The sequence below is a fragment of the Hydrogenophaga atypica genome (assembly GCF_042665215.1).
GTDB classification, from domain to species: Bacteria; Pseudomonadota; Gammaproteobacteria; order Burkholderiales; family Burkholderiaceae_C; genus Hydrogenophaga; species Hydrogenophaga defluvii_A.
Genome location: NZ_JBHTCA010000008.1, coordinates 98,976 through 120,564, shown reverse-complemented (window position 1 = coordinate 120,564; position 21,589 = coordinate 98,976). Strand labels below are relative to the sequence as shown.

Here is a 21,589-nt window from a genome sequence, read left to right as displayed (position 1 = left end):
TTGGCGCTGTTGATGCGCAGGCCAGAGGACAGGCGCTGGATGGCTTGCGACAGCGAACCCTGGGATGTGGTCAGGTTGCGTTGTGCGGTCAACGAGTTGACGTTGGTGTTGATGGTGGCTGCCATGACGTTCTCTGGTTGAACTGGTGCGCCTCATCGCAATGAGGAATCCCAACGGTTATCGACGCCGCAGGCCTTGACTTGAGAGCGCGCGGTTTTCGCAAACCGTGAAATGGCCGTTTTTCCCCCCTTTTATGCAGGCTTTGGCTTTTCGCAGGCTGTCCAGAATTCGTCCCATCGTGCCCGTGTCTTCAGCCGGGTGGGCGCTGAAACCGGCAACCTTTGTCTTCGCACAGTAGGAGAAACGCCATGGCAGCTACCATCAACACCAATGTCAGTTCTTTGACTGCGCAGCGCAACCTGACCACATCCCAGGGCTCGCTGTCGCAGGCCATTCAGCGCCTGTCCTCTGGCCTGCGCATCAACAGCGCCAAAGACGACGCCGCCGGCCTGGCCATCTCGGAACGTTTCACCAGCCAGATCCGTGGCCTGAACCAGGCGGCCCGCAACGCCAATGACGGCATTTCGCTGGCGCAGGTGGCTGAGGGTGCGATGAGCTCTGCCGGCAACATCTTGCAGCGCATCCGCGAACTGGCTGTGCAGTCGGCCAACGCCTCCAACAGCGCGGCAGACCGCCAAGCGTTGAACCAAGAGGTGGGCCAATTGGTGGCCGAGTTGGATCGCATCTCGACATCCACCGAATTCAACGGCCAGAAACTGCTGGACGGCACCTTTGGCACTGCTCAGTTCCAGGTCGGCGCCAACGCCAACCAGGTGATCGTCGCGACCACGGCCAACCTGCGCACCAACGTCTATGGCAACAACCAGATTTCGGGCACTGGGGCGGGGGCGCAAGCTGCCACGACCAACACCAGCGCCTTTGGGACCAATGGCGTGCTCGCCGGCACACTGGCGGTGAACGGTGCGCAGGGCTCTGCAAACATCACGGTAGGTGTGAACGAGTCCACAAAGTTGACGGCCGACGCCATCAACGCCCAGGCCTCCAAAACGGGCGTGACGGCCACCGCACGAACCACCGCTTTGTTGACCACGCCCGCTACAGGTGCGTACTCGTTGGTGCTGCGTTCCGACAACGCCACCGACGAGGTGGTTTCTTTCAGCGTGACGGGCACCAGTGGGGCCGATGGTTTGAGCGCTGCTGTGGCTGCCATCAATGAGAAATCGGCCAAAACAGGCATCACTGCCCAGTTGAACGAGGCCCAAACCGGCATTGTGTTGACCAACAACACGGGCAACAACATTCTGGTGGGCGACACCGCCGGCAGCAACGCCGGGGCCGCCACCATACAGAAAATGACGGTGGACACGGCGGGTGTCAGCAGCACGGTTGGCGCTGTGGGCACGCTCACCGTGGACGGTACCGCCGATTTTGTGGTCACCAGCGGCTACCTGACGCTGGATTCCGACAAGTCTTACGCGGTGAACGCCACCACCACCAACGCGCTCGGTGCCACGGGCAGCACCGGCTCGACCTTGAAGAAAGTGTCTGATCTGGATGTGACCACGTTCGGCAAGGCCACCGATGCGCTCAAGACGGTGGACTCGGCCCTGGCCTTCATCAGCGGTGAGCGCGCCAAGCTGGGCGCCTTGCAATCGCGGTTTGAAACCGCGATATCCAGCCTGAACATCACTTCCGAGAACCTGTCGGCCTCACGCAGCCGGATTCAGGATGCCGACTTTGCCGCAGAAACCGCCGCGTTGTCACGTGCGCAGATTCTGCAGCAGGCTGGTACGGCCATGGTGGCACAGGCCAACCAGATTCCCCAGGGCGTTTTGCAGTTGCTCCAGGGTTAAACTGGTGTTTATTTTGGCTCGGGCTCGGTTTTGAACACTTCAAATGCAGCGCCGGATGACCGGCTCAAGGCGGCCCAGCAAGCCAATGACTGGCCTTTGCTGCTCAGACTGAGTCGGCAGGCTTTGCGAAAGAACGCGCGGCACCACCAGGCCAACCGGTATTTGGGTGTTGCGCTGCACAAACTGCAGAAGTCGGAGGAGGCCTTGAAGGCCTTCAGTCAGGCCGAGGTCTGGTGGCCCAACGACGCCGAGCTGCTGCTCAATCACAGCCAGACCCTGATGGAGTTGGCGCGTGACCACCAAGCCCTGCCGTTGATGGAACGTGTCTGCGCCTTGCGCCCCGGACATTTTTTGGTATGGCTCAAGTACGCGCAGTGTTGCTACCGCATTCAAAGGCATGAAGAGGGTTACGCCGCCGCTTTGAAGGCAGAGGAGCTGGCCGAAACCAATGAGCAAAAGAGCCAGGCGCTGATGCAGAAAGCCATTCACCGGCGTGAACTGGGGCAGGTGAAGGAGGCGGTCAAAGACTGTGAAATGTCGATTGCGTTGGACCCGAGGGAAATCGCGGTGCACACCAACCGGCTGCTCTTCATGTTGGCAGACCCCGACGTGCAGGCGGCTGACATCCGCCGGGCTGCCGACGAGTACGCTGCGGTGGTTGAGGGCGGCGTCAAGCAGCACTGGCCCATCCATTCTGTTGCGGACAGGTCACCTTGGCAGCGGTTGAAGGTGGGCTTTGTATCACCTGATTTCCGCAACCATTCGGTGATGTACTTCGTCGAAGGCTTGCTGGCGCAACTTGATCGCCGGCAATTTGAAGTGGTTGCCTTGCACCTGTACCCCAGTTCAGACGTTGTCACCGAGCGCGTGAAGCGCCATGTCGATCAATTTGTAGAACTGAAGGGCTTGACGCACCGCGAGCAAGTCAACTTGGTGGCTTCTCATCGGTTTGACGTGCTGGTGGATCTGGCGGGCCACACGGGCAACAACGGGTTGTTGCTGATGGTCCGAAAGTTGGCTCCAGTGCAGGTGTCGTGGCTGGGATACCCGGCCACCACCGGCCTGACCGCGATGGACTACAAGTTCACCGACGAGGTCACCGATCCGCCCGAGGCCGATGACCAGTACAGCGAGCGCTTGTACCGGTTGCCCACCCTTTTTTGCTGTTACCGGCCTTTGATTCGATACCCGCTGTGGCGCTATCAGCCTGCGTACCAGGTGCGGGCTGCGCCCGCTTTGCAAAATGGGTTCGTGACCTTCGGTTCGTGCAACAACCTGGGCAAGTTGACCGACCCGGTGCTTGCCTTGTGGGGGCGCATTCTGGCGGCCGTGCCCGGCGCAAAGTTGTTGATAGAGGGGAAGAACCTGGAAAAGCCGGCGTTTGCCGAAGCCTACAGGCAGCGCTGCGCACGACTGGGCATCGAGAGCAGCCGTCTGGAACTGGTGCCGCTGGATGCCGCCAACCAATACCTCACCTACCATCGGATTGACATTGCGCTGGACCCGTTTCCCTTGACCGGGGGCACAACCACGTTTGATGTGTTGTGGATGGGTGTTCCCCTGGTGTCGATGGAGGGTGACTCGTTCAAGAGCCGACTGAGCACAGGGATTTTGAGTTACCTGGGGCAAACCGAATGGCTGGCGCACAACGCCGATGACTATGTGCGCATTGCCACCGAGTTGGCCGCTGACCCTCAGCGTTTGAGCGCGGACCGATTGGCACAAAGGCGTGCGGTTGAGCATTCTGTGCTGATGGATGAGGCGCGATTCGCCCACCACTTCGGCGAAGGTTTGCGCTTGATGTGGTTGCAGTGGCTGGCGCAGTCTCAGTGCCCAGACGACACGGAAGCGCAGAGCCGCTTGATAGAAAGCTGGTTTCCTTCGCTTCCGCCGGAATGGTCGGACCCTGCGGTGCCGGGTGTGGGGCTGGAACCGGGCAAGCGCATCACGCTGCCTGAAGCGCATCAACGCATTGGTGTATTGCTTGACGCGGCCAAAGTCAGTGAGACCACAAAAGACGCTGGGCCCATGACCAAGATTGAAAATCCGAAATGGCAGCAAGTGACAGAGTTCGCTGAGCAGATACTGGATGCCGTGCCAAACGACCCCGTGGCCTTGACTTGCTTGGCAGAGGTCGAGTTTGCGCATGGCCACACAGAGTTTGCTGTGACTTATCTCAAGTACGCACAGGAAGCCATTGCGACCAACACCCAATAAATCTCGTTGTGCTGAAGATTGATCCCACTGCCCAGGTATCCCCTCTGGCTGATGTCGAAGCATCGGTTCGTGGAACCCTGATCGCCATTGGTGCCCATTCAGTCATAGACAGCTTTGTGAAAATCAAGCCCGCGGGCGGCAATGGCAACCTGGTGATCGGCGAACACGTGGTCATCAACTCGGGCTGCGTGCTCTACACCGGCCAGGGTATCCGCATCGGCAACCATGTGGCCATCGCAGCCAATTGCACACTGGCCCCCGTGAACCACGCCTACCAAGACCGCTCGCGGCTGATTCGCGAGCAGGGATTCCTGCCCGGTCGGGGCGGCATCGTCATTGAGGATGATGTCTGGATAGGCGCCAACTGCGTGCTTTTGGACGGCGCCGTGCTGCGTCGGGGCTGCGTGGTCGGTGCGGGCAGCCTGGTACGCGGCGAGTTGGCCCCTTACACTGTCTATGGCGGTCAGCCCTTGCGGGTGCTCGGAGAGCGGCAGTGAACTGGACCGTGCTCGGCGCCAGCGGCGCCATCGGGCGGCGGCTGGTGGGGTATTTGCGGCAGACCGGCCATGTTGTCTATACACCCGAGCGCGGTGATCCTGGCGTATGGACGCGTCCCTTGGGTCACGTGATTTACGCCATCGGACTCACGGCTGATTTTCGCCAGAGGCCCTTTGAGACAGTTCAAGCCCATGTCAGTCTGCTGGCAGAGCTGTTGCAGCGCGCTGACTTCGATTCCCTGCTATATCTGTCGTCCACCCGCGTCTACGGCCGTGCCACATCTGGCAGCGAGGACGCCCCGTTGACAGTGCTGGCGCAGGACCCCTCGGATCTGTACAACCTGTCCAAGCTGATGGGCGAGTCGCTGTGCCTGCACGGTGGCCGCAGCGGCGTGCGCATCGCGCGCTTGTCCAACGTGGTCGGCGGCGACGACGCCGAATCAGACAACTTTGTGCCCAGCCTGTTGCGGGCGGCTCAATCAGGCCACATCGAACTGAAGACCGCCGAAGAATCGACCAAGGATTACATCCATATCGATGATGTCGTCGAGCTTTTGCAGCGCATCGCTGTCGGCGGCCAGCACCGCGTCTACAACGTGGCCAGCGGTCAGCAACTGCGCCACGCCAACTGGACGCACCGACTGGCAGCTCTGACGGGCTGTTCTGTCGGTACCGCTCCGGGCGCCGCACTGCAGCAGTTCGTTCCGATCGATACCACCCGCATCCGCACGGAGTTTGGCTACACGCCCCGACCCGCACTCTCTGTGCTGGACTCCATGCCTGCTTCAACCCCACAGGTAAGCCCATGACCAACCCCATTGAGCAGTTTGACGAAGAACGTCGCCAACAGATTGCCAGCTACGCCCGAGATGCCACCTTCATGGCCCAGTCACAGACCTGGCTGGAAGCGTCCATGCGCAAGCGCTACGTTTACAACTTCGATTGGCTGGGCCGTCCGATCATTCAGTACCCACAGGACATGGTGGCCATGCAGGAGCTGGTCTGGGCGACGCGGCCTGACCTGATCATTGAGACTGGCATTGCGCACGGTGGCTCGCTGGTGCTGAGTGCCTCGCTGCTCGCCATGCTCGACTATTGCGATGCCGTGCAGACCGGCAGCGCGCTCGACCCGCGTGCAAGCCGCCGCCGCGTGCTCGGTCTGGATATCGACATCCGAGCCCACAACCGTGCTGCGATCGAAGCCCATCCGCTGGCACACAAAATCGAGATGATCCAGGGCTCCAGTGTGGCGCCAGATGTGGTGGCCCAGGTACAGGCCTATGCCAGCCGCTATGAACGTGTGATGGTTTGCCTGGACTCCAATCACACGCACGAACACGTGCTGGCCGAGTTGCGTGCCTACGCACCGTTGACCACGGTGGGATGCTATTGCGTGGTTTTCGACACCTTTGTGGAGGACATGCCCGCCGACCTCTTCCCAGATCGCCCCTGGACGCCGGGCAACAACCCGAAGACGGCGGTGCGTGCCTACCTGGACGACAACACCGCCTTCGAGATCGACACCACCATACCTGACAAGCTCCAGGTCACCGTCGCGCCTGACGGATTTCTGCTTCGCAAGGGCTGATAGAACGAGAACGCATTGGCCTCTGTCGGCACTTTGCCCTGCGCCCTATGGGGCGCTGTGGAGCGCACCCATCGACCGCCACAGGTGCATTGTTTGGAGCTGCTCACGTGACCTTCATGTGAGGCACGGCAGTGACAAACTGCCCGCCCCAGTCGCGGATGTACGCAAGCTGTGCCGTGATTTCGGCGCTGAGGTTCCAGGGCAGGATCAGCACACGGTCTGGTCGGTCTGCGCGCAGACGTGCCTCGGTGACGATGGGAATGTGGCTGCCGGGCAGGTATTTGCCTTGTTTGGCCGGGTTCAAGTCCACCACATAGGGCAGGAGGTCCGGTCGCACACCGGCAAAATTCAGCACGGTGTTGCCTTTGGCCGCCGCACCATAGGCCGCCACCTTCAAACCGTCGCGCCGTGCTTGCAGCAGAAAACCCAGCAGATCGTTCTTGATGCGCACCGCAACTTCCTGGAAACCAGCGTAAAAGTCTGGCGTGGTCATCCCTGCGTTCTGTTCCCGCGCCAGCAGCGCGGGCACGGCGTCCGACACCGGCTTGTTGCCCGTGTCGCTGCGCTGGGCATGCACCCGCAGGCTGCCGCCGTGGGTGGGCAGTTCTGCCACGTCGAAGACCCGCAGGCCGTTGGCAGCGAAGATGCGTTCAACGGCAGTCAGCGACAGGTAGGAGTAATGTTCGTGATAAGCCGTGTCGAACTGGCATTCCTGCACCATCCGAAGCAGGTGGGGAAATTCGAAGGTGGCCACGCCATGGTTTTTGAGTAGAACCGCAAAACCTGCCACAAAGTCATTGATATCGGGCACGTGCGCGAGCACGTTGTTGGCCACCATCAAGTCAGCCTGCCGGCCAGCTGCGGCCAGTTCGCGCGCCAGTGCCACGCCGAAAAACCGTTCCACGATCTCGATGCCTTTGGCGCGGGCTGCACGGGCGGTGCTGGCTGTGGGTTCTATGCCATAGCAGGGGACCTGCGCCTCGCGCACGTATTGCAGCAGGTAACCGTCGTTGGCGGCCACCTCGACCACGCAGCTGTGTAGCCCCAGACCGTAGCGAGCTTGGGCGCCTCGCACATAGTCGCGCGCATGGGCCAGCCAGGAACTGGAATACGAGCTGAAGTAGGCGTAGTTTTCATCGAACAGTTGCTCTCGCCCTGCGTGGTCTTGCGTTTGCACCAACCAACAGTGGGCGCACACCAGCAGCCGCAGTGGGTACCAGGTTTCCGGGGCGTTCAGATCCTCGGGTGTCAGGTAGGCGTTGGAGGGGGGGGCAGCGCCCAGATCCAGAAAGGGCAGCGTCAATTCTTGCCCGCAGTGGCGGCATTTCATGCAGAGACTCCCTCAAACTCAGGTGTCAGCAGTGGCAAGGCCATGTCCCGTGGTGAGCGTGTGTGGATGGGCAGTGGCCAAGTGATGGACAGCGTCGGGTCGGTGGCATTCAGTCCGGCCTCCGCCTCTGGCGCATAGGCTGCGGAATGGGCATAGACAAGCTCTGCGTCGTCGCTCAACACCTGAAAACCATGGGCAAAGCCAGCGGGTATCAACAAGGCTGTGCCGTCATGCGCGTTAAGCCGTTCGGCATGCCAGCGCAAAAAAGTGGGGGAGTGGGGTCGAAGATCAACCGCCACGTCCCAAATCTCGCCGCGGATGCAACTGACCAGTTTGATCTCGGAGTGGGGCGGTCGCTGGTAGTGCAGGCCACGCACCGTGCCACTGTGGTGGGTGACGCTGTGGTTGATTTGTGCTACCGACCCCGACCAGCCGGAGGTCGCCAATGCCTCTGCGCAGAAAAGCCGCGCGAACACCCCCCGGTCATCACGGTGTTGCCGGCGTTGAACCCGCTTGAGCCCTGGCAGGGGCAGGGGCGTGATGGTCAGGTTTGGGCTCATTCAGCGGCTTCCCAGTCTGCCAAATCTTGCAGGCAGAGCTGCCTGGCATCGCCGCCTTCGTGCTGGGCTTGGTACCAACGCACCGTGCGCCGCACGGCTTGCTCCAGGCCCCAGCGTGGTTGGAGCTTGAGCAGCGTCTGTGCTTTGGCGGTGTCCAGTGCCAAGCGGCCAGCCTCGTGGGGGCCTTGTTCGCTGTCATCAAAATGGACGCCGCATCCTCCGCCTTGCCAGGTCGCGCTGGCCCATTGCACCACCTGCCGCACGGTTGCCCGTTCATGGGGGTGCGGGCCGAAGTTCCAAGGTCCTGTCAGGGTGGCGTCATCCCACAGGGCCTGCGCCAAGCAGAGATAACCGGCCAGCGGTTCCAGCACATGTTGCCATGGGCGGATGGCGTCTGGTCGCCGTATGTTCAGCACATGGCCTTGCTGCCACGCAGCCACAGCATCGGGCAGCAACCTGTCCATGGCCCAATCGCCGCCGCCCATGACGTTTCCGGCGCGTGCGCTTGCGACCCGCAAGCCACTGGAGCCCAAAAAAGCGTCGCGGTAGCTGGCAATCGCCAGCTCGCATGCGGCTTTGCTGGCGCTGTAGGGGTCATGTCCACCCAGTTCGTCGCATTCGCGGTAGGGGTGGTGCCACTCCAGGTTGCGGTACACCTTGTCGGTGGTGACCAGGACGGCCACCCGGGTGCCTGGGTGCTGGCGCAGGGCGTCGAGCAGGTGCACGGTGCCCATGACATTGGCCGACCATGTGCCAACAGGGTCGGTGTAGCTGGAGCGCACCAAGGCTTGCGCGGCCAGGTGAAACACCACGTCGGGCTGGGCGTTGCGTACCAGTTCTGCGACCGCCCTCGGCTCACGGATATCGAGCACATGGTGGTCCAAACTGCTGGCCAGACCTGCCAGCTCAAACAAGCTGGGCTGGGTGCTTGGCGCCAATGCCATGCCTGTGACATGGGCGCCCAGGCGGTGAAGCCACAACGCCAACCAAGCCCCCTTGAAGCCGGTGTGGCCCGTCAGCAAAACGCGCTTGCCACGCCAGAAGCCCGCGTCAGGTTTGGCCATCTCAGCGTCGGTCGACATCACCAGACTTTCCATGGCGCTTGTCCATTGGCCCACAACTCTTCAAGTTGATTTTTGTCCCTGAGGGTGTCCATGGGTTGCCAAAAACCGTGGTGTTCAAACGCCATGAGTTCGCCTTCGTTGGCCAGTCCATTGAGCGGTTCGATCTCCCAGCTGGTGGGGTCGCCCGCAATGCGGTCCAGGCAAAGGGGGGACAAAACAAAAAAGCCGCCGTTGATGAGGCCGCCATCGCCACGCGGCTTTTCCGTGAAGCCATTGACCCGGGCCCCGCTCAATTGCAATGCGCCATACCGGCCGGGGGGCTGAACCGCAGTGACGGTGGCGAGCTTGCCATGCGCCTTGTGGAACCTGATCGATTCCGAAATATTGACGTCAGAGACACCGTCGCCGTAGGTGAAGCAAAACGCGTCGCAATTCTTCACATAGTCGGCCACCCGCTTGAGGCGACCGCCGGTCATGGTGTCTTCGCCGGTATCCACGACGGTGACGCGCCAGGGGTCAGCGTGTTTGCGGTGCACTTCCATCTTGTTTTCTGCCATGTCAAACGTCACGTCTGACATATGCAAAAAATAGTTTGCAAAGTACTCTTTGATGACGTAGCCGCGGTAGCCGCAACAGATCACAAAATCATTGACACCGTGTGCGCTGTACATCTTCATGATGTGCCATAGGATGGGTTTGCCCCCTATGTCAATCATGGGTTTCGGTTTCAGGTGGGTCTCTTCTGAGATGCGGGTACCGAGACCACCCGCCAAGATGACTGCTTTCATGGCGTCACAGGTTAGCATCTTCGAGTGGGACGCTGGGGTGGAATAGACCCGTTTTTGCCTGGGAATTGTGGGCGTCAGCCCTCAAAACCGAGTGGCGTGCTCTCGTGATCAGATGTGCGCAGATCCCAGGTCGCACTGCCGGAGCGTGCCTGTACCTGGCCCGGGACTTGAGGCCCGCTTGTAAGAATTTGCCCTACAAACCTGTCGGTTTGCCCTGACCCTACAAACAGCCTTCTTCCGATTCAAGTTTGATTGACCGTTTTTCACAATCCATTTCAACGCTTAACACTTCTTCGCAATGTGCTGAAGGACTGAAAACGGCGGTGAAACAGGAGTGAAACATGGAACACGATCAACTGCTCAACGACATCCGCGAGGCCAACCTGACCTACCTCATGCTGGCTCAGACGCTGATTCGCAAAGACAAGGCTGAGGCACTGTTCCGTTTGGGCATGACGGAGGAATCGGCGGATTTGCTGGCGGCGTTGTCGCCTGCACAGCTGCTCAAAATCGCCTCCACCAACATGTTGCTGTGCCGCTTCCGTGCCGATGATGACATGGTCTGGAGTCTGCTGACCAGCAAACATTCACCCAACAAGGTGGACAACGACACCACCCAGCGCCTGCACGCCAGCATCTTGATGTCGGGTCGCTATGCAGAGGCAAATTGAGAATTGACCCGCTCAAATTAAAACAACTGCAAACTTTTTCTGAGGACAAGCACCATGGCAACCAAAAGTGTGATGACCGAGAGCCGCGACATCGAGCGCGCCGTGGCGCTGATTCAACTCGGTGCGCGCCTGCAGGTGCTGGAGTCTGAGACCAGCTTGTCCTACGAGCGCTTGCTGCGCCTGTACAAGGAAGTGGCTGGCAAGTCGCCGTCCAAGGGCCAGCTGCCGTTCTCCACCGACTGGTTTCTGACCTGGCAGCCCAACATCCACGCCTCGCTGTATGTGAACATCCATCGCTACATTTCCAAGGCCAGCGAGCTGGACGATATCGATGCGGTGATGAAGGCCTACCGCATGTACGCCGAACAGATGGTGGCCAGCGACGTGGAGCCCTTGCTGAGTTTCACCCGCGCCTGGCGCCTGACACGTTTCATGGACGCGGGCATGTTGGTGCAAACCAAGTGCAGTTGCTGTGGCGGCTTGTTTGTCAGCGAGCCGTACGAAAACGCCCGGCACTTTCAGTGTGGGCTGTGCAACCCGCCGGCGCGTGCCGGCAAGGGCCGGGCGGGGCTGAAATTGCACTGAACGCGCTCGGATTTGTCAATTTTGCTTACATACGGCCGATAGAATGGTTTGAAATAACGTTCAGGGCCGCGCCGTATGTTTGTCATCATTGGTTATGTTGTTGCGATCGGGTGCATCTTCGGGGTGTACATCCTGCACGGCGGCAACATCGGGGTGATCCTCAAGGCGCTGCCTTTTGAGACGGTCACGATTCTGGGCGGGGCCCTGGGCGCCTTTGTGGTGAACAACCCGCCCAAGGTGCTCAAAGCCACCTTGAAAATGATGCCCACCGCCTTCAAGGGCTCCAAGTACACCAAGGAGCGTTACCTGGAGCTGCTGGCGATGATGTACGACATCCTTCAGAAGGCGCGCAAAGAAGGCCTGATGGCGATCGAGAAGGATGTGGAAGAGCCGCACAACTCGCCGCTGTTCCAGAAGTACCCCAACGTCGGGCACGACCACCATGTGGTGGAATTCATCACCGACTACCTGCGCATGATGGTCTCGGGCAACCTGAACGCGCACGAGATCGAGGCCTTGATGGACAACGAGATCGAAACCCACCACCAGGAACACCACGCGCCCATTGCGGCGCTCAACCGGCTGGCCGGCGCCTTGCCGGCCTTCGGCATTGTGGCGGCGGTGCTGGGCGTGATCAACACCATGGGTTCCGTGGGGCAACCGCCTGCGGTGCTGGGGGGGATGATCGGCTCGGCACTGGTGGGCACCTTTCTGGGCATTTTTCTGGCTTATGCGGTGGCCGAGCCTTTTGCCGGTTTGCTGGAGGCCAAAGGGGAGGAGAATGCCAAGGAGTTGCAGTGCATAAAAACAACGCTGTTGGCCAGCATGCAAGGATATGCGCCCATGACAGCCATTGAGTTTGGGCGTAAAGTTTTGTTCAGCACCGAGCGGCCCACCTTCAACGAGTTGGAATCGCACGTCAAGAAGAAGTAAGCATGGCGCGTGTCGGCTGGCGGAGGGTGAGCCGGCGCATCGCCCATTAGCAGGAAACCAAGCACATGGCCGGGCAGGGCAAACAGCTTCAACCCATCATCGTCAAGCGCGTCAAGAAGGCGGGCCATTCGGCCCACGGCGGCGCGTGGAAGATCGCATATGCCGACTTCGTGACGGCCATGATGGCCTTCTTCCTGCTGATGTGGCTGCTGGGCTCCACCGCCAAGGGCGATCTCAATGGCATTGCCGAGTACTTCCAATCGCCCCTCAAAGTCACGCTCATGGGTGGCGACGGCACCGGCAACAGCGACAGCATCTTGCCCGGCGGCGGCCGTGACCTGAGCAAAAACTCGGGCCAGGTGGATGGCGGTGATGCCGAACGGGCCAAAACCACCATGGGGGCACAGCTGGCCCGCATGGACGAGATTCGCAAAGACAACGTCCGCATCGAAGCGCTGAAGCAGAAAATGACGACGTTGATCACGCAAAACCCCAAGCTGGCTGAGTTCCAGAGTCAGATCCGCATCGACAAGGTCACCGACGGCTTGCAGATCCAGATCGTGGACGAACAGAACCGGCCGATGTTTGATGTGGGCAGCGCCCTGGTCAAACCCTACATGCGCGACATCCTGCGCGAGATCGGGGCCGCTTTGGGCGACATCGAGAACGTGGTCACCCTGTCTGGCCACACCGATGCCACGCCCTATGGCAGCGGCGACCGGGGCTACAGCAACTGGGAGCTGTCGGCTGACCGCGCCAACGCCTCGCGCCGTGAGCTGGTGGCCGGCGGCATGCCAGACAACAAGCTGTTGCGCCTGCAAGGCATGGCCGCCAGTGACCCGCTGGACCTGGACAACCCCACCGGCCCGATCAACCGCCGCATCAGCATCACCGTCATGACGCGTGAGGCCGAGGAGCGCATCCGCCAGAGTTTCAACAACCCCGCCGCTGGACCAGGCGCTTTGCCCGTGGTGCCAACGCCCGCCCCAGGCGCGGCCGCCAACCGCCCCGCATTTGTGCCTGATCTGGCGTCGCGGGTGTCTCAACCGGCGCCCGTGCCCGCCCCACCTGCAACCGCGCCTGCTCGCTGAAAGGTAAACAACTTTGCAAGCCTTACACTTGGCACCCTGTTCCTTCGGAGCACTTTATGCCTGAACTGAAATTTTTGATCGTGGACGATTTTTCAACCATGCGCCGCATCGTGCGCAACCTGTTGAAGGAAATCGGCCACGCGGACGCCGACGAGGCGGAAGACGGGGTTGCCGCGCTGCAAAAGCTGCGCAATGGCAAGTTCGATTTTGTCGTCAGCGACATCAACATGCCCAACATGAACGGCTTCCAGCTGCTCAACGAAATCAAGGGCGACGAAAAACTCAAACACCTGCCGGTGCTGATGGTGACCGCCGAGGCCCGCAAGGAAGACATCGTGATGGCCGCTCAGGGGGGCGCCGCAGGGTACATCGTCAAGCCTTTCACCAAGGCGACGCTCGAAGACAAGCTGGCCAACATTTTCAAGAAAATGGGCTGGTCCTAACAGTCGGTTTCAACAGGACGCTGCGCATGGACAACCCTCAAACAGGCGAGGAAGGCAAAGTCTCCGAGGTCTACCATCGGCTCGGTGCGATCACGCGCCAGTTGCACGATGCGTTGAACGAGCTCGGATACGCCGACAAGCTCAAGGGCACGGCCGAGGAGCTGCCCGATGCCCAGAGCCGGCTGCAGTACATCGCCCGCCTCACGGGCGAGGCGGCCGAAAAGGTGCTCAACCATGTGGACGAAGCCAAGGCCGAGCAGGGCAAAGTCAGTGACATGAGCCGCGAACTGGCCACCGCCATCCGGCGTGTGCCTGGGTTGAACGCGGCCATGCCGGAGTTGGCGCAGATGGCCGACAGCATCCAGGCCAGCAGCGAGAAGTCCGATCACCATCTGACCGAAATCATGATGGCGCAGGATTTCCACGACCTCACCGGCCAGGTCATCAAGAAAGTGGTGTCCCTGGCGGCCACCATCGAGGACCAGCTGCTGCAGATGTTGCTGGCCACCGCGCCACCGGAGGTGGCCGAGCAAGCCCAGGCCCACCAAACCCAAACCGCCACCAAGACCTTGCCCGCCTTGTCGGGTCCGGTGGTCGATGCCGATGGCCGCACCGACGTCGTGACGGACCAGTCGCAGGTGGACGACCTGCTGGCCAGCCTGGGGTTCTGAGCGGTCACGCTCACCCGCTGGTTGTGGCCAGCGGGGCGAATGGAATAAGGCCCATTTCCTCGCCCCTTTTCGCCCTTTAGAAACTGACGCTGCGCCAGACAATGCGATCCAGGCCCCCGCTGGATCGCACATGGACTCGTCAACACAGGACCGCAACTTACCCGCCTCCGAGCAACGCCTCAGAAAGGCGCGCGAGGACGGTCAGGTCCCACGTTCTCGCGATCTCATCCACCTGGTGGTGTTGGGCGGCGGCATGTTGCTGCTGTCTCTGCTGGCGCCTTGGGGTTATGACCGACTTCGCTTGGCCATGCAGTCGCAGTTCCGTTTCACCCGCGCCACCCTGGACCACCCCCAGCACCTGCAGCGCGTGTTGAGCGACACCACCGTCGAGGGCTTGCTGTTTTTCCTGCCTCTGGGCGGCGTGTTGCTGGTGGCCGTGGTGCTGGCTGCGGTGGCCACTGGCTCGTTTGCCTACAGCACCAAGTCGCTGATGCCAGAGCTGTCCAAGATCGGATTGATCAGTGGTTTTGGCCGCCTGTTCTCGCGCCAGCAGTTTTTCGAAGTGCTCAAGCTGGTGGCTTACACCGCGGTGCTGCTCACCCTGGGTGGTTTGTTCATCCAGTCGCACGTGTTCGAGTTCGGCACCCTGTTGCTGCGCCCCCTGGAGTCGTCGATGGCCCAGCTTGGCCAGTGGATGACCGTGGGCATCGCCACCCTGCTGGCGGTGGTGGCGCTGGTGGCCCTCATCGACGTGCCCTTGCAGCAGCACCTGCACAAACACCGCCTGCGCATGTCCATGCAGGAAGTCAAACAAGAGCACAAAGAGAACGACGGCGACCCCCACGTCAAAGGCAAGCGTCGCCAGATTCAGCGCGAAATGGCTCAGCGCAACAGCATCGGTCGCGTGCCCGCCGCCGATCTGGTGGTGATGAACCCCACCCACTACGCTGTCGCGCTCAAGTACGACGACGCCACCATGACCGCGCCGCGCGTGATCGCCAAGGGTGCCGACCTGATCGCGCTGCGCATTCGCGACGTGGCGCGCGAGTCCCAGGTGCCGGTGCTGGAGTCTCCCATGCTGGCGCGTGCCTTGTACGCCCACACCGAGATCGATCAGGAAATCCCCTCGGCCCTGTTCACCGCCGTGGCGCAGGTGCTCGCCTATGTGTACCAGCTGCGCGCTGCCCTGCGCGGCCAAGGCCCCATGCCCGCCGTGCCCACGCCCAGCGTGCCGCCCGAGCTTGATCCCCACCACGTTCGCCACCTTGAGGAGACAGCGGCATGAACGCCCTGACACAACGCTTGAACACCTGGCTCGGTCCCGATCACGGGCTGCGTGGCGCCATGGGTGCGCCTGTGCTGGTGATGGTGGTGCTGTCCATGATGGTGCTGCCGTTGCCGGCATGGATGCTGGACGCGTTCTTCACCCTCAACATCGCGCTGGCGTTGTCGGTGATGATGGTGGCGTCTTACATGAAGCGGGCACTGGACTTCGCGGTGTTCCCCACTGTGCTGCTGCTCACCACGCTGCTGCGCCTGTCGCTCAACGTCGCCTCCACCCGTGTGGTGCTGATGGAGGGCCACACCGGCACCGACGCCGCTGGCCACGTGATCGAGGCCTTTGGCAATGTGCTGATCGGCGGCAACTTCGCGGTTGGTCTGATCGTGTTTGCCATCCTGGTGGTCATCAACTTTGTGGTGATCACCAAGGGTTCCGAGCGCATCGCCGAAGTCGGTGCCCGTTTCACCCTGGATGCCATGCCCGGCAAACAGATGGCCATCGACGCTGACCTCAACGCAGGTCTGATCGACGAAAAAGAGGCCAAGAAGCGCCGCGCCGAGGTGGGCGAAGAAGCCGACTTCTTCGGCTCCATGGATGGTGCCAGCAAGTTCGTGCGTGGTGACGCTGTGGCCGGCATCCTGATTTTGTTCATCAACATCATTGGTGGCTTCGCCATTGGCATGTTGCAGCACGGCCTGAGCGCAGGCGAGGCCGCCAACTCCTACATCACGCTGGCGGTGGGCGACGCGCTGGTGGCCCAGGTGCCCGGGTTGCTGATCTCGGTAGCCGCGGCCATGGTGGTGTCGCGGGTGGGCAAGGACGAAGACCTGGGCGTGCAGATCGCGAGCCAGATGTTCGCCTCGCCACGCATCCTGGGTGTGACCGCCGCGGTGATCGGCTTGCTGGGCGTGGTGCCGGGCATGCCACATGTGGTGTTCCTGGGTTTTGCCTTGCTCATCGGTGGCATCGCCGCCTGGCTCACCTACGAGGCCCGCAAGCCCAAGCCTGAACCCGCGCCGGCCACTGACGCCGCTGCCGCCCCGGCCGACACCGAAGCCAGCTGGAACGACCTGATGCCCGTGGACCTGCTGGGCCTGGAGCTGGGCTACCGCCTGATTCCCATGGTGGACAAGAACCGCTCGGGCGACTTGCTGGCGCGCATCAAGGGCGTGCGCAAAAAGTTTGCGCAAGACGTGGGCTTTCTGCCGCCGCCGGTGCACGTGCGCGACAACCTGGAGTTGCGCCCCAGCGCCTACCGCATCACGCTGCGCGGCGTGGTGGTGGGTGAGGGCGAAATCATGCCCGGCCAGTTCCTGGCCATCAACCCGGGCGGCACCAAAACGCCGTTGATTGGCACCCCCACCACCGACCCGGCCTTTGGCCTGCCTGCGCACTGGATCGACGACCGCCAGCGTGAAAACGCCCAAATGGCCGGCTATACCGTGGTTGATTCTGAGACCGTACTGGCCACCCATTTGTCACACTTGATGCAAGTGCAGGCCGCGAAGCTGCTGAGCCGCACAGAGACCCAGGAACTGGTGGAACACGTGGCCAAGCTTGCCCCCAAACTGATCGACGAAGTGGTGCCGAAACTGGTGCCCATCGGCGTGTTCCAGAAGGTGCTGCAACTGCTGCTGGAAGAGGGTGTCCACATTCGCGACATCCGCACCATCATCGAATCGCTGGCCGAGCACGCGCCGCTGACCACCGACCCGGCCGAGCTGGCCCGCCGTGTGCGCACCGCGCTGTCGCCTGCCATCGTGCAGCAGATCTACGGCCCCACCAAAGAGCTCGAAGTGATTGCCATCGAACCCGGCCTGGAGCGCCTGCTGACCCAGGCCCTGGGCGGCGGCGCACAGTCCGCACTCGACCCGGGTGTGGCCGACATGCTCACCCGCTCGGCCGCCCAGGTGGCCAACCAGCAGGAAGAGCAGGGCGTGCCCGCCTGCCTGCTGGTGCCTGACGCCATCCGCTCCGCCATGGCCCGCCTGCTGCGCCGCGCGGCACCCCGGCTGCAGGTGCTGGCGCACAGCGAGATCCCTGACACCCACCTGATCCGCATCGGCCCGATCCTGGGCGAGGTGGCATCTTGATAAACCGATTTGTTTTTTTTCCCCGCAGTGCCCAGCACGGAGGTCACCCCATGAACGTCCAACGATTCCTCGCCCCCACGTCCCGTGAGGCCATGGCCAAAGCGCGCAGCGTGTTTGGTGACTCGGCGGTCATCCTGTCCAGCCGCTCCACCGGCGGCGGTTTTGAGGTGGTGGCCACGGCCGAGGAAAACCTCGACCAGATTGCCGCCCAGCGCCTGACGCCCCGCCCGCAAGCGGTGAGCGAGACACCGGCGGTGGGCGGGCGTCGCAGCCTGCAAGAACGTGCCGAGCTGCAACGCCCCGTGCTGGGCAATAGCCAAAGCAGTGTTGAGCAGGACACCGAAACCCTGGCCATGAGCACGCTGTCCTTCCAAGACTATGTGCGTGAACGCATGCTGCGCAAACGCCGCGAGGCCCTGGGCCAGAGCGTACAAGCGCCGGTTGCGGCGCAGCCCCGCCAGCGCGAGGCGGTGGTTCAGCCGCGCAGCGTGATGCCCACCCCCGACCACAACCGCCCGCAGCAAGCGGCAAGCCGCAGCGCACAGGCGGGCACGGGCGCCCCCAGCGCGGTGGAAGCACGCCTGACCGGCGAGCTCAACGCCCTCAAAGACATGATCGAGGAGCGTTTCAACACGCTGTCCTGGTTGGGCAACTCGCGCCAGAACCCCATTCAGTCCAACCTCATGCTCAAGCTGATCCGCTCTGGCTACTCGCCAGCGGTGGCGCGTGCGGTGTTGGAGCGCATGCCGCCCGAGCTGAGCGCAGCCGATGCCTTCAAGTGGACGCAGGAGGTTTTGACCCGCAACCTCAAGACGGCCGACGCCAGCTCCAGCCTGTGCGACGAAGGTGGCGTGTACGCCCTGATGGGCGCCACCGGCGTGGGCAAAACCACCACCGCCGCCAAGCTGGCCGCGCAGTGCGTCAAGGCTTATGGCGCCAACAGCGTGGGCCTGATCACCCTGGACACCTACCGCGTGGCCGGCTACGAACAGCTGCGCAGCTACGGCCGCATGTTGGGTGTGGTGGCCCACCTGGCGCACGACGCCGCTGCGCTGCAGGACCTGCTCAATCTGCTGTCCAACAAGCGCATGGTCATCATCGACACCGCTGGCCTGAGCCAGAACGATCCGCGCATCGCCGACATGCTGGAGCTGCTGGCCAGCCCCAAGGTCAAGAAGTTGCTGGTGCTCAATGCCGGCAGCCATGGCGACACGCTGGACGACGTGTTCAACGCCTACAAGAACGCCGATCTGTACGGTGTGATTCTGTCCAAACTGGACGAAGCGCCCAAGCTGGGTCCGGCCCTGGACACCCTGATCCGCCACCAGGCCATGTTGCGTGGTGTTTGCACCGGCCAGCGTGTGCCCGAAGACTGGCAGCGCCCCGATGCCGCAGCCCTGGTGCGGCTGTCCATGGGCACCACGGCCAAGTCGGCCTACGACCCCCAGTCCAGCGAGTTGGGCCTGTTTTTCTCGCAACCCGTGACCAACCCCGTGACGCTGGATGCCTGGCATGTTTGACGCATTCGATCAGGCGCACGGGCTGCACGCCTTCGCGCCTGCTCCGCCCACCCGCTTGCTGGTGGTGCCCGCCACGGCCCATGGCGGTGTGGCGCACCAGTTGCTGTGGCTGCTGGCGCGCCGGCTCGCCCGCCAGGGCGAGCAGGTGTTGGTGCTGGACGGCATGGCCACCGAATCCGCCGGTTCCGGCCTGCGTGCCCTACTGGAGGCCACGCCCGGCGCACCTGTGCCCTGGCCGGGCGACTGGACCGAAGACGCGGTTTCTGGCGTGCACATCATGCCGGGTCGGCTGGGCCTGCTGCAGTTGGGCAACCAGGCCCACGGCCGACCTGGCAGCGCCACCCTGGCGCGCCTGGTTCAGGCGTTACCCCAGGGCGTGTTTGTGCTCCTGACCGCGCCGGTGGAGGTGCTGGCCGTGTTGCTTCAAGCCACCGGGGCGCGGCCCCTGGTGCCGCTGGATGCCCAGCCGCGCACCTTGGTGGAGGCCTACAACGCGGCCAAGGTCTTGTTGCAGGCCGGGGAACTGTCGCCTGTGCTGGTGCCCATGGCACCCCGGGGCCACACGGCCGGCGGCCGAGGTCTGGACGCGTTGGAAGCGCCTGTGGCGGCGCTGGCGCAGTGTGCCCGCACCCACCTCGGGGCGGATTTGCAAATCTGGCCAGTGGCGTATGATGAAAGCCGCGACACACCGGCTGCCCGGGTGCCCGAACCGTGGTGGTTCAAGGTGCTGGACAGCGCGCTGACGGTGACCTCGGATGTGGTGGCGAGCGACCTGCGCCAACCGGCCGAGGTGGCCGCCGAACCGGATTCTCGGAGATGTTGATGTACACCGCCAAAGGCACGCTTGAGCGCGATGACCAGCTGCGAAAGTACAGCCCGCTGGTGCATCGGCTCGCCCACCACATGATCGCCAAGCTGCCGGCCAGTGTGGAGGTGGACGACCTCATCCAGGTCGGCATGATCGGGCTGACCGAGGCCTTGTCCCGGTTCGAACCATCGCAGGGCGTGCAGTTCGAGACCTTTGCCAGCCAGCGCATACGTGGCGCCATGCTCGACGAACTGCGCGAGGGCGACTGGATGTCGCGTGGCTCGCGCAAGCTGCAAAAAGACATCGAACTGGCGGTGCACCGGCTGGAACAACGCCTGGGTCGCCCACCCAAAGAAACCGAAATTGCCCAGGAAATGGACATGAGCCTGGCCGACTACCAGCAAACCCTGGCCCGTGTGCGTGGCACACAACTGGTCTACCTGGAGGACATGGGGGGACGGGGCGAGGACGAGGACCATTTTCTCGACCGTTTCCTGCCCGCCGACGCCGAAGACGATCCGTCTGCCGTGCTGGGCGACCAGCGCATGCGCCGCTCGCTCGTGGAGGCCATCAACAAGTTGCCCGAACGTGAGCAGCATGTGATGAGCATGTACTACGAGCACGACATGAACCTGAAGGAAATTGCCGCTGTGCTGGGCGTGACCGAGTCACGCGTGTGCCAGCTGCACAGCCAGTCGATCGCCCGGTTGCGCGCCAAGCTGCGCGAACACTGAACCCGCTGCGGCGGCTACGCCTTGAAAGAGGTGTGGTTGCTGACGCGGGGCAAACCCCCCATGCCACTTTTCCCGCCCAGGCGGGCGTAGGCGTTGCCTTGTTCGGCCGGAAACAGTGTCCCCAGGGCCCGGTTGACGGCGGCACTGCGCGCCATCAGCTGCTGTTGCAATGCCTGCAGCCGGCCGTTGGCGGCACTCAGCTTGGGCTGCCATTCCGACGCCGCGCCGTCTTTCATTTGGTGAAAAACCTGCTGGAACAAGGCGATGCCACGACCGAGCGCTTCAACTTCCGTCGTCAGTTGGTCGGGCTGGTCGTTGCGCAGGGCGGCGTCCACGCGGTCGAGCTGTTGCTCAACGTAGCGCAACACCTCGTCGGGACCAGGGAGAGAGGAGGGGGATGACATGGTGGGCGGTTCAGCGGTGTCAGCTCATCCGCCCACGGGGTGGGCCCAGCGTGGGCTCTCAGGCGATGAGGGCCTTATTTTGCCGCCACACCCAGCATGTCGCGGGCGTTGGACAACAATTTGTCGGCAATGGCTTCGGAGTTGATGGTGAAGGTGCCGTTTTCGATGGCCGACTTGATGGCTTGCACTTTCTGGGCATTGAACACATCGCCACCGGCACGCGCCACACTGGCGGAAATCGTTTGGCTGGTGGCCGACAGCGACACGGTCACACCGGCATCGCCAGCGGCTTCGTTGCGCTGGGTGTTGGCCGCGGGCAACCTGTCCGCAGGCTTACCTGCCCCTGTGGCGGCACCGGCTGGCTTGTCTGGCAGGTTGTTGATTTTCATGGCGCTCTCCAGGCCCAAAGTGGGCGTCTTGGGAGATGTATCGACCG

The 21,589-nt window shown here is 62.4% G+C and carries 24 protein-coding genes; 16 read left to right on the top strand and 8 right to left on the bottom strand.

All coding sequences use genetic code 11. From position 1 onward, the window contains the following. Positions 1-125: flagellin N-terminal helical domain-containing protein (locus tag ACFQPB_RS13095; RefSeq protein WP_465262278.1), on the bottom strand; the 125-nt coding region annotated here is incomplete at its 3' end. Positions 126-368: 243 nt separating this feature from the next. Between ACFQPB_RS13095 and ACFQPB_RS13090 the strand changes: the two genes are divergently transcribed. Next, positions 369-1,874 carry a flagellin N-terminal helical domain-containing protein gene (locus ACFQPB_RS13090; RefSeq protein WP_382223943.1) on the top strand — a complete coding sequence of 502 codons (1,506 nt, stop codon included), beginning with the start codon at positions 369-371 and terminating at the stop codon, positions 1,872-1,874. Positions 1,875-1,913: 39 nt separating this feature from the next. On the opposite strand, the gene ACFQPB_RS13085 is transcribed toward ACFQPB_RS13090, so the two are convergent. Then, positions 1,914-2,141 (bottom strand): hypothetical protein, encoded by a 228-nt coding sequence (locus ACFQPB_RS13085; protein WP_382223940.1) that lies wholly within the window; start codon positions 2,139-2,141, stop codon positions 1,914-1,916. A gap of 12 nt (positions 2,142-2,153) precedes the next feature. Here ACFQPB_RS13085 and ACFQPB_RS13080 point away from each other — a divergent pair, with 12 nt between their 5' ends. Genes ACFQPB_RS13080 through ACFQPB_RS13065 form a run of 4 tightly spaced genes read left to right on the top strand, consistent with a single transcriptional unit; the run spans position 2,154 to position 6,176 of the window. Continuing rightward, positions 2,154-4,091: an O-linked N-acetylglucosamine transferase, SPINDLY family protein gene (locus ACFQPB_RS13080; protein WP_382223937.1), complete on the top strand. Its 1,938-nt coding sequence runs from the start codon at positions 2,154-2,156 to the stop codon at positions 4,089-4,091. Between the two features lie 8 nt (positions 4,092-4,099). Further along, complete coding sequence (locus tag ACFQPB_RS13075; protein WP_382223934.1) at positions 4,100-4,588, top strand: acyltransferase; 489 nt, start codon at positions 4,100-4,102, stop codon at positions 4,586-4,588. After that, complete coding sequence (locus ACFQPB_RS13070) at positions 4,585-5,397, top strand: NAD-dependent epimerase/dehydratase family protein (RefSeq protein ID WP_382223931.1); 813 nt, start codon at positions 4,585-4,587, stop codon at positions 5,395-5,397. Before ACFQPB_RS13075 ends, ACFQPB_RS13070 begins: the two co-directional genes overlap by 4 nt. Further along, positions 5,394-6,176, top strand: coding sequence for a cephalosporin hydroxylase family protein (locus ACFQPB_RS13065; protein ID WP_382223928.1), 783 nt, complete (start codon positions 5,394-5,396; stop codon positions 6,174-6,176). Before ACFQPB_RS13070 ends, ACFQPB_RS13065 begins: the two co-directional genes overlap by 4 nt. Positions 6,177-6,279: 103 nt before the next feature. Here ACFQPB_RS13065 and ACFQPB_RS13060 read toward each other — a convergent pair whose 3' ends face one another. The 4 genes from ACFQPB_RS13060 to rfbF are packed head-to-tail and all read right to left on the bottom strand — an operon-like array spanning position 6,280 to position 9,918. Then, a complete protein-coding gene (locus ACFQPB_RS13060; RefSeq protein WP_382223927.1) occupies positions 6,280-7,506 on the bottom strand; it encodes a class I SAM-dependent methyltransferase in 1,227 nt (408 codons plus the stop codon). After that, positions 7,503-8,066, bottom strand: coding sequence for a dTDP-4-dehydrorhamnose 3,5-epimerase family protein (locus tag ACFQPB_RS13055; protein ID WP_382223925.1), 564 nt, complete (start codon positions 8,064-8,066; stop codon positions 7,503-7,505). Before ACFQPB_RS13055 ends, ACFQPB_RS13060 begins: the two co-directional genes overlap by 4 nt. Beyond that, positions 8,063-9,148: a CDP-glucose 4,6-dehydratase gene (gene rfbG / locus ACFQPB_RS13050; RefSeq protein ID WP_382223923.1), complete on the bottom strand. Its 1,086-nt coding sequence runs from the start codon at positions 9,146-9,148 to the stop codon at positions 8,063-8,065. Before rfbG ends, ACFQPB_RS13055 begins: the two co-directional genes overlap by 4 nt. Next, positions 9,148-9,918 carry a glucose-1-phosphate cytidylyltransferase gene (gene rfbF / locus ACFQPB_RS13045; RefSeq protein WP_382200958.1) on the bottom strand — a complete coding sequence of 257 codons (771 nt, stop codon included), beginning with the start codon at positions 9,916-9,918 and terminating at the stop codon, positions 9,148-9,150. Before rfbF ends, rfbG begins: the two co-directional genes overlap by 1 nt. Positions 9,919-10,259: 341 nt before the next feature. Here rfbF and flhD point away from each other — a divergent pair, with 341 nt between their 5' ends. From flhD to ACFQPB_RS12990, 11 genes are all read left to right on the top strand, one after another. Continuing rightward, the gene (flhD, locus tag ACFQPB_RS13040; protein ID WP_382200960.1) at positions 10,260-10,589 is read left to right on the top strand and encodes a flagellar transcriptional regulator FlhD; all 330 of its coding nucleotides are present in this window, start codon (positions 10,260-10,262) and stop codon (positions 10,587-10,589) included. A gap of 54 nt (positions 10,590-10,643) precedes the next feature. Beyond that, on the top strand, positions 10,644-11,174 hold the full coding sequence (gene flhC, locus ACFQPB_RS13035; RefSeq protein WP_382223920.1) for a flagellar transcriptional regulator FlhC: 531 nt from the start codon (positions 10,644-10,646) through the stop codon (positions 11,172-11,174). A 75-nt stretch (positions 11,175-11,249) separates the two neighbouring features. Further along, on the top strand, positions 11,250-12,107 hold the full coding sequence (motA, locus tag ACFQPB_RS13030) for a flagellar motor stator protein MotA (protein ID WP_382200964.1): 858 nt from the start codon (positions 11,250-11,252) through the stop codon (positions 12,105-12,107). A 65-nt stretch (positions 12,108-12,172) separates the two neighbouring features. Next, on the top strand, positions 12,173-13,198 hold the full coding sequence (gene motB, locus ACFQPB_RS13025; RefSeq protein WP_382200965.1) for a flagellar motor protein MotB: 1,026 nt from the start codon (positions 12,173-12,175) through the stop codon (positions 13,196-13,198). 56 nt (positions 13,199-13,254) lie between these two features. Further along, the gene (cheY, locus tag ACFQPB_RS13020) at positions 13,255-13,641 is read left to right on the top strand and encodes a chemotaxis response regulator CheY (RefSeq protein ID WP_382200967.1); all 387 of its coding nucleotides are present in this window, start codon (positions 13,255-13,257) and stop codon (positions 13,639-13,641) included. Between the two features lie 26 nt (positions 13,642-13,667). After that, the gene (locus ACFQPB_RS13015) at positions 13,668-14,312 is read left to right on the top strand and encodes a protein phosphatase CheZ (RefSeq protein ID WP_382223918.1); all 645 of its coding nucleotides are present in this window, start codon (positions 13,668-13,670) and stop codon (positions 14,310-14,312) included. A gap of 130 nt (positions 14,313-14,442) precedes the next feature. Continuing rightward, the gene (flhB, locus tag ACFQPB_RS13010; protein WP_382223915.1) at positions 14,443-15,597 is read left to right on the top strand and encodes a flagellar biosynthesis protein FlhB; all 1,155 of its coding nucleotides are present in this window, start codon (positions 14,443-14,445) and stop codon (positions 15,595-15,597) included. A 59-nt stretch (positions 15,598-15,656) separates the two neighbouring features. Then, positions 15,657-17,687: a flagellar biosynthesis protein FlhA gene (gene flhA / locus ACFQPB_RS13005; RefSeq protein ID WP_382223955.1), complete on the top strand. Its 2,031-nt coding sequence runs from the start codon at positions 15,657-15,659 to the stop codon at positions 17,685-17,687. 50 nt (positions 17,688-17,737) lie between these two features. Continuing rightward, complete coding sequence (flhF, locus tag ACFQPB_RS13000) at positions 17,738-19,207, top strand: flagellar biosynthesis protein FlhF (protein WP_382223913.1); 1,470 nt, start codon at positions 17,738-17,740, stop codon at positions 19,205-19,207. Beyond that, a complete protein-coding gene (locus ACFQPB_RS12995) occupies positions 19,200-20,030 on the top strand; it encodes a hypothetical protein (protein WP_382223911.1) in 831 nt (276 codons plus the stop codon). Before flhF ends, ACFQPB_RS12995 begins: the two co-directional genes overlap by 8 nt. Then, positions 20,030-20,749 (top strand): RNA polymerase sigma factor FliA, encoded by a 720-nt coding sequence (locus ACFQPB_RS12990; protein ID WP_382200976.1) that lies wholly within the window; start codon positions 20,030-20,032, stop codon positions 20,747-20,749. Before ACFQPB_RS12995 ends, ACFQPB_RS12990 begins: the two co-directional genes overlap by 1 nt. A 14-nt stretch (positions 20,750-20,763) precedes the next feature. Here the strand turns inward: ACFQPB_RS12990 and ACFQPB_RS12985 are convergent, their stop codons facing one another. Beyond that, positions 20,764-21,153: a hypothetical protein gene (locus ACFQPB_RS12985; protein WP_382200978.1), complete on the bottom strand. Its 390-nt coding sequence runs from the start codon at positions 21,151-21,153 to the stop codon at positions 20,764-20,766. A gap of 74 nt (positions 21,154-21,227) precedes the next feature. Then, the gene (gene flgM / locus ACFQPB_RS12980; RefSeq protein ID WP_382223909.1) at positions 21,228-21,542 is read right to left on the bottom strand and encodes a flagellar biosynthesis anti-sigma factor FlgM; all 315 of its coding nucleotides are present in this window, start codon (positions 21,540-21,542) and stop codon (positions 21,228-21,230) included. Positions 21,543-21,589 lie beyond the last annotated feature (47 nt).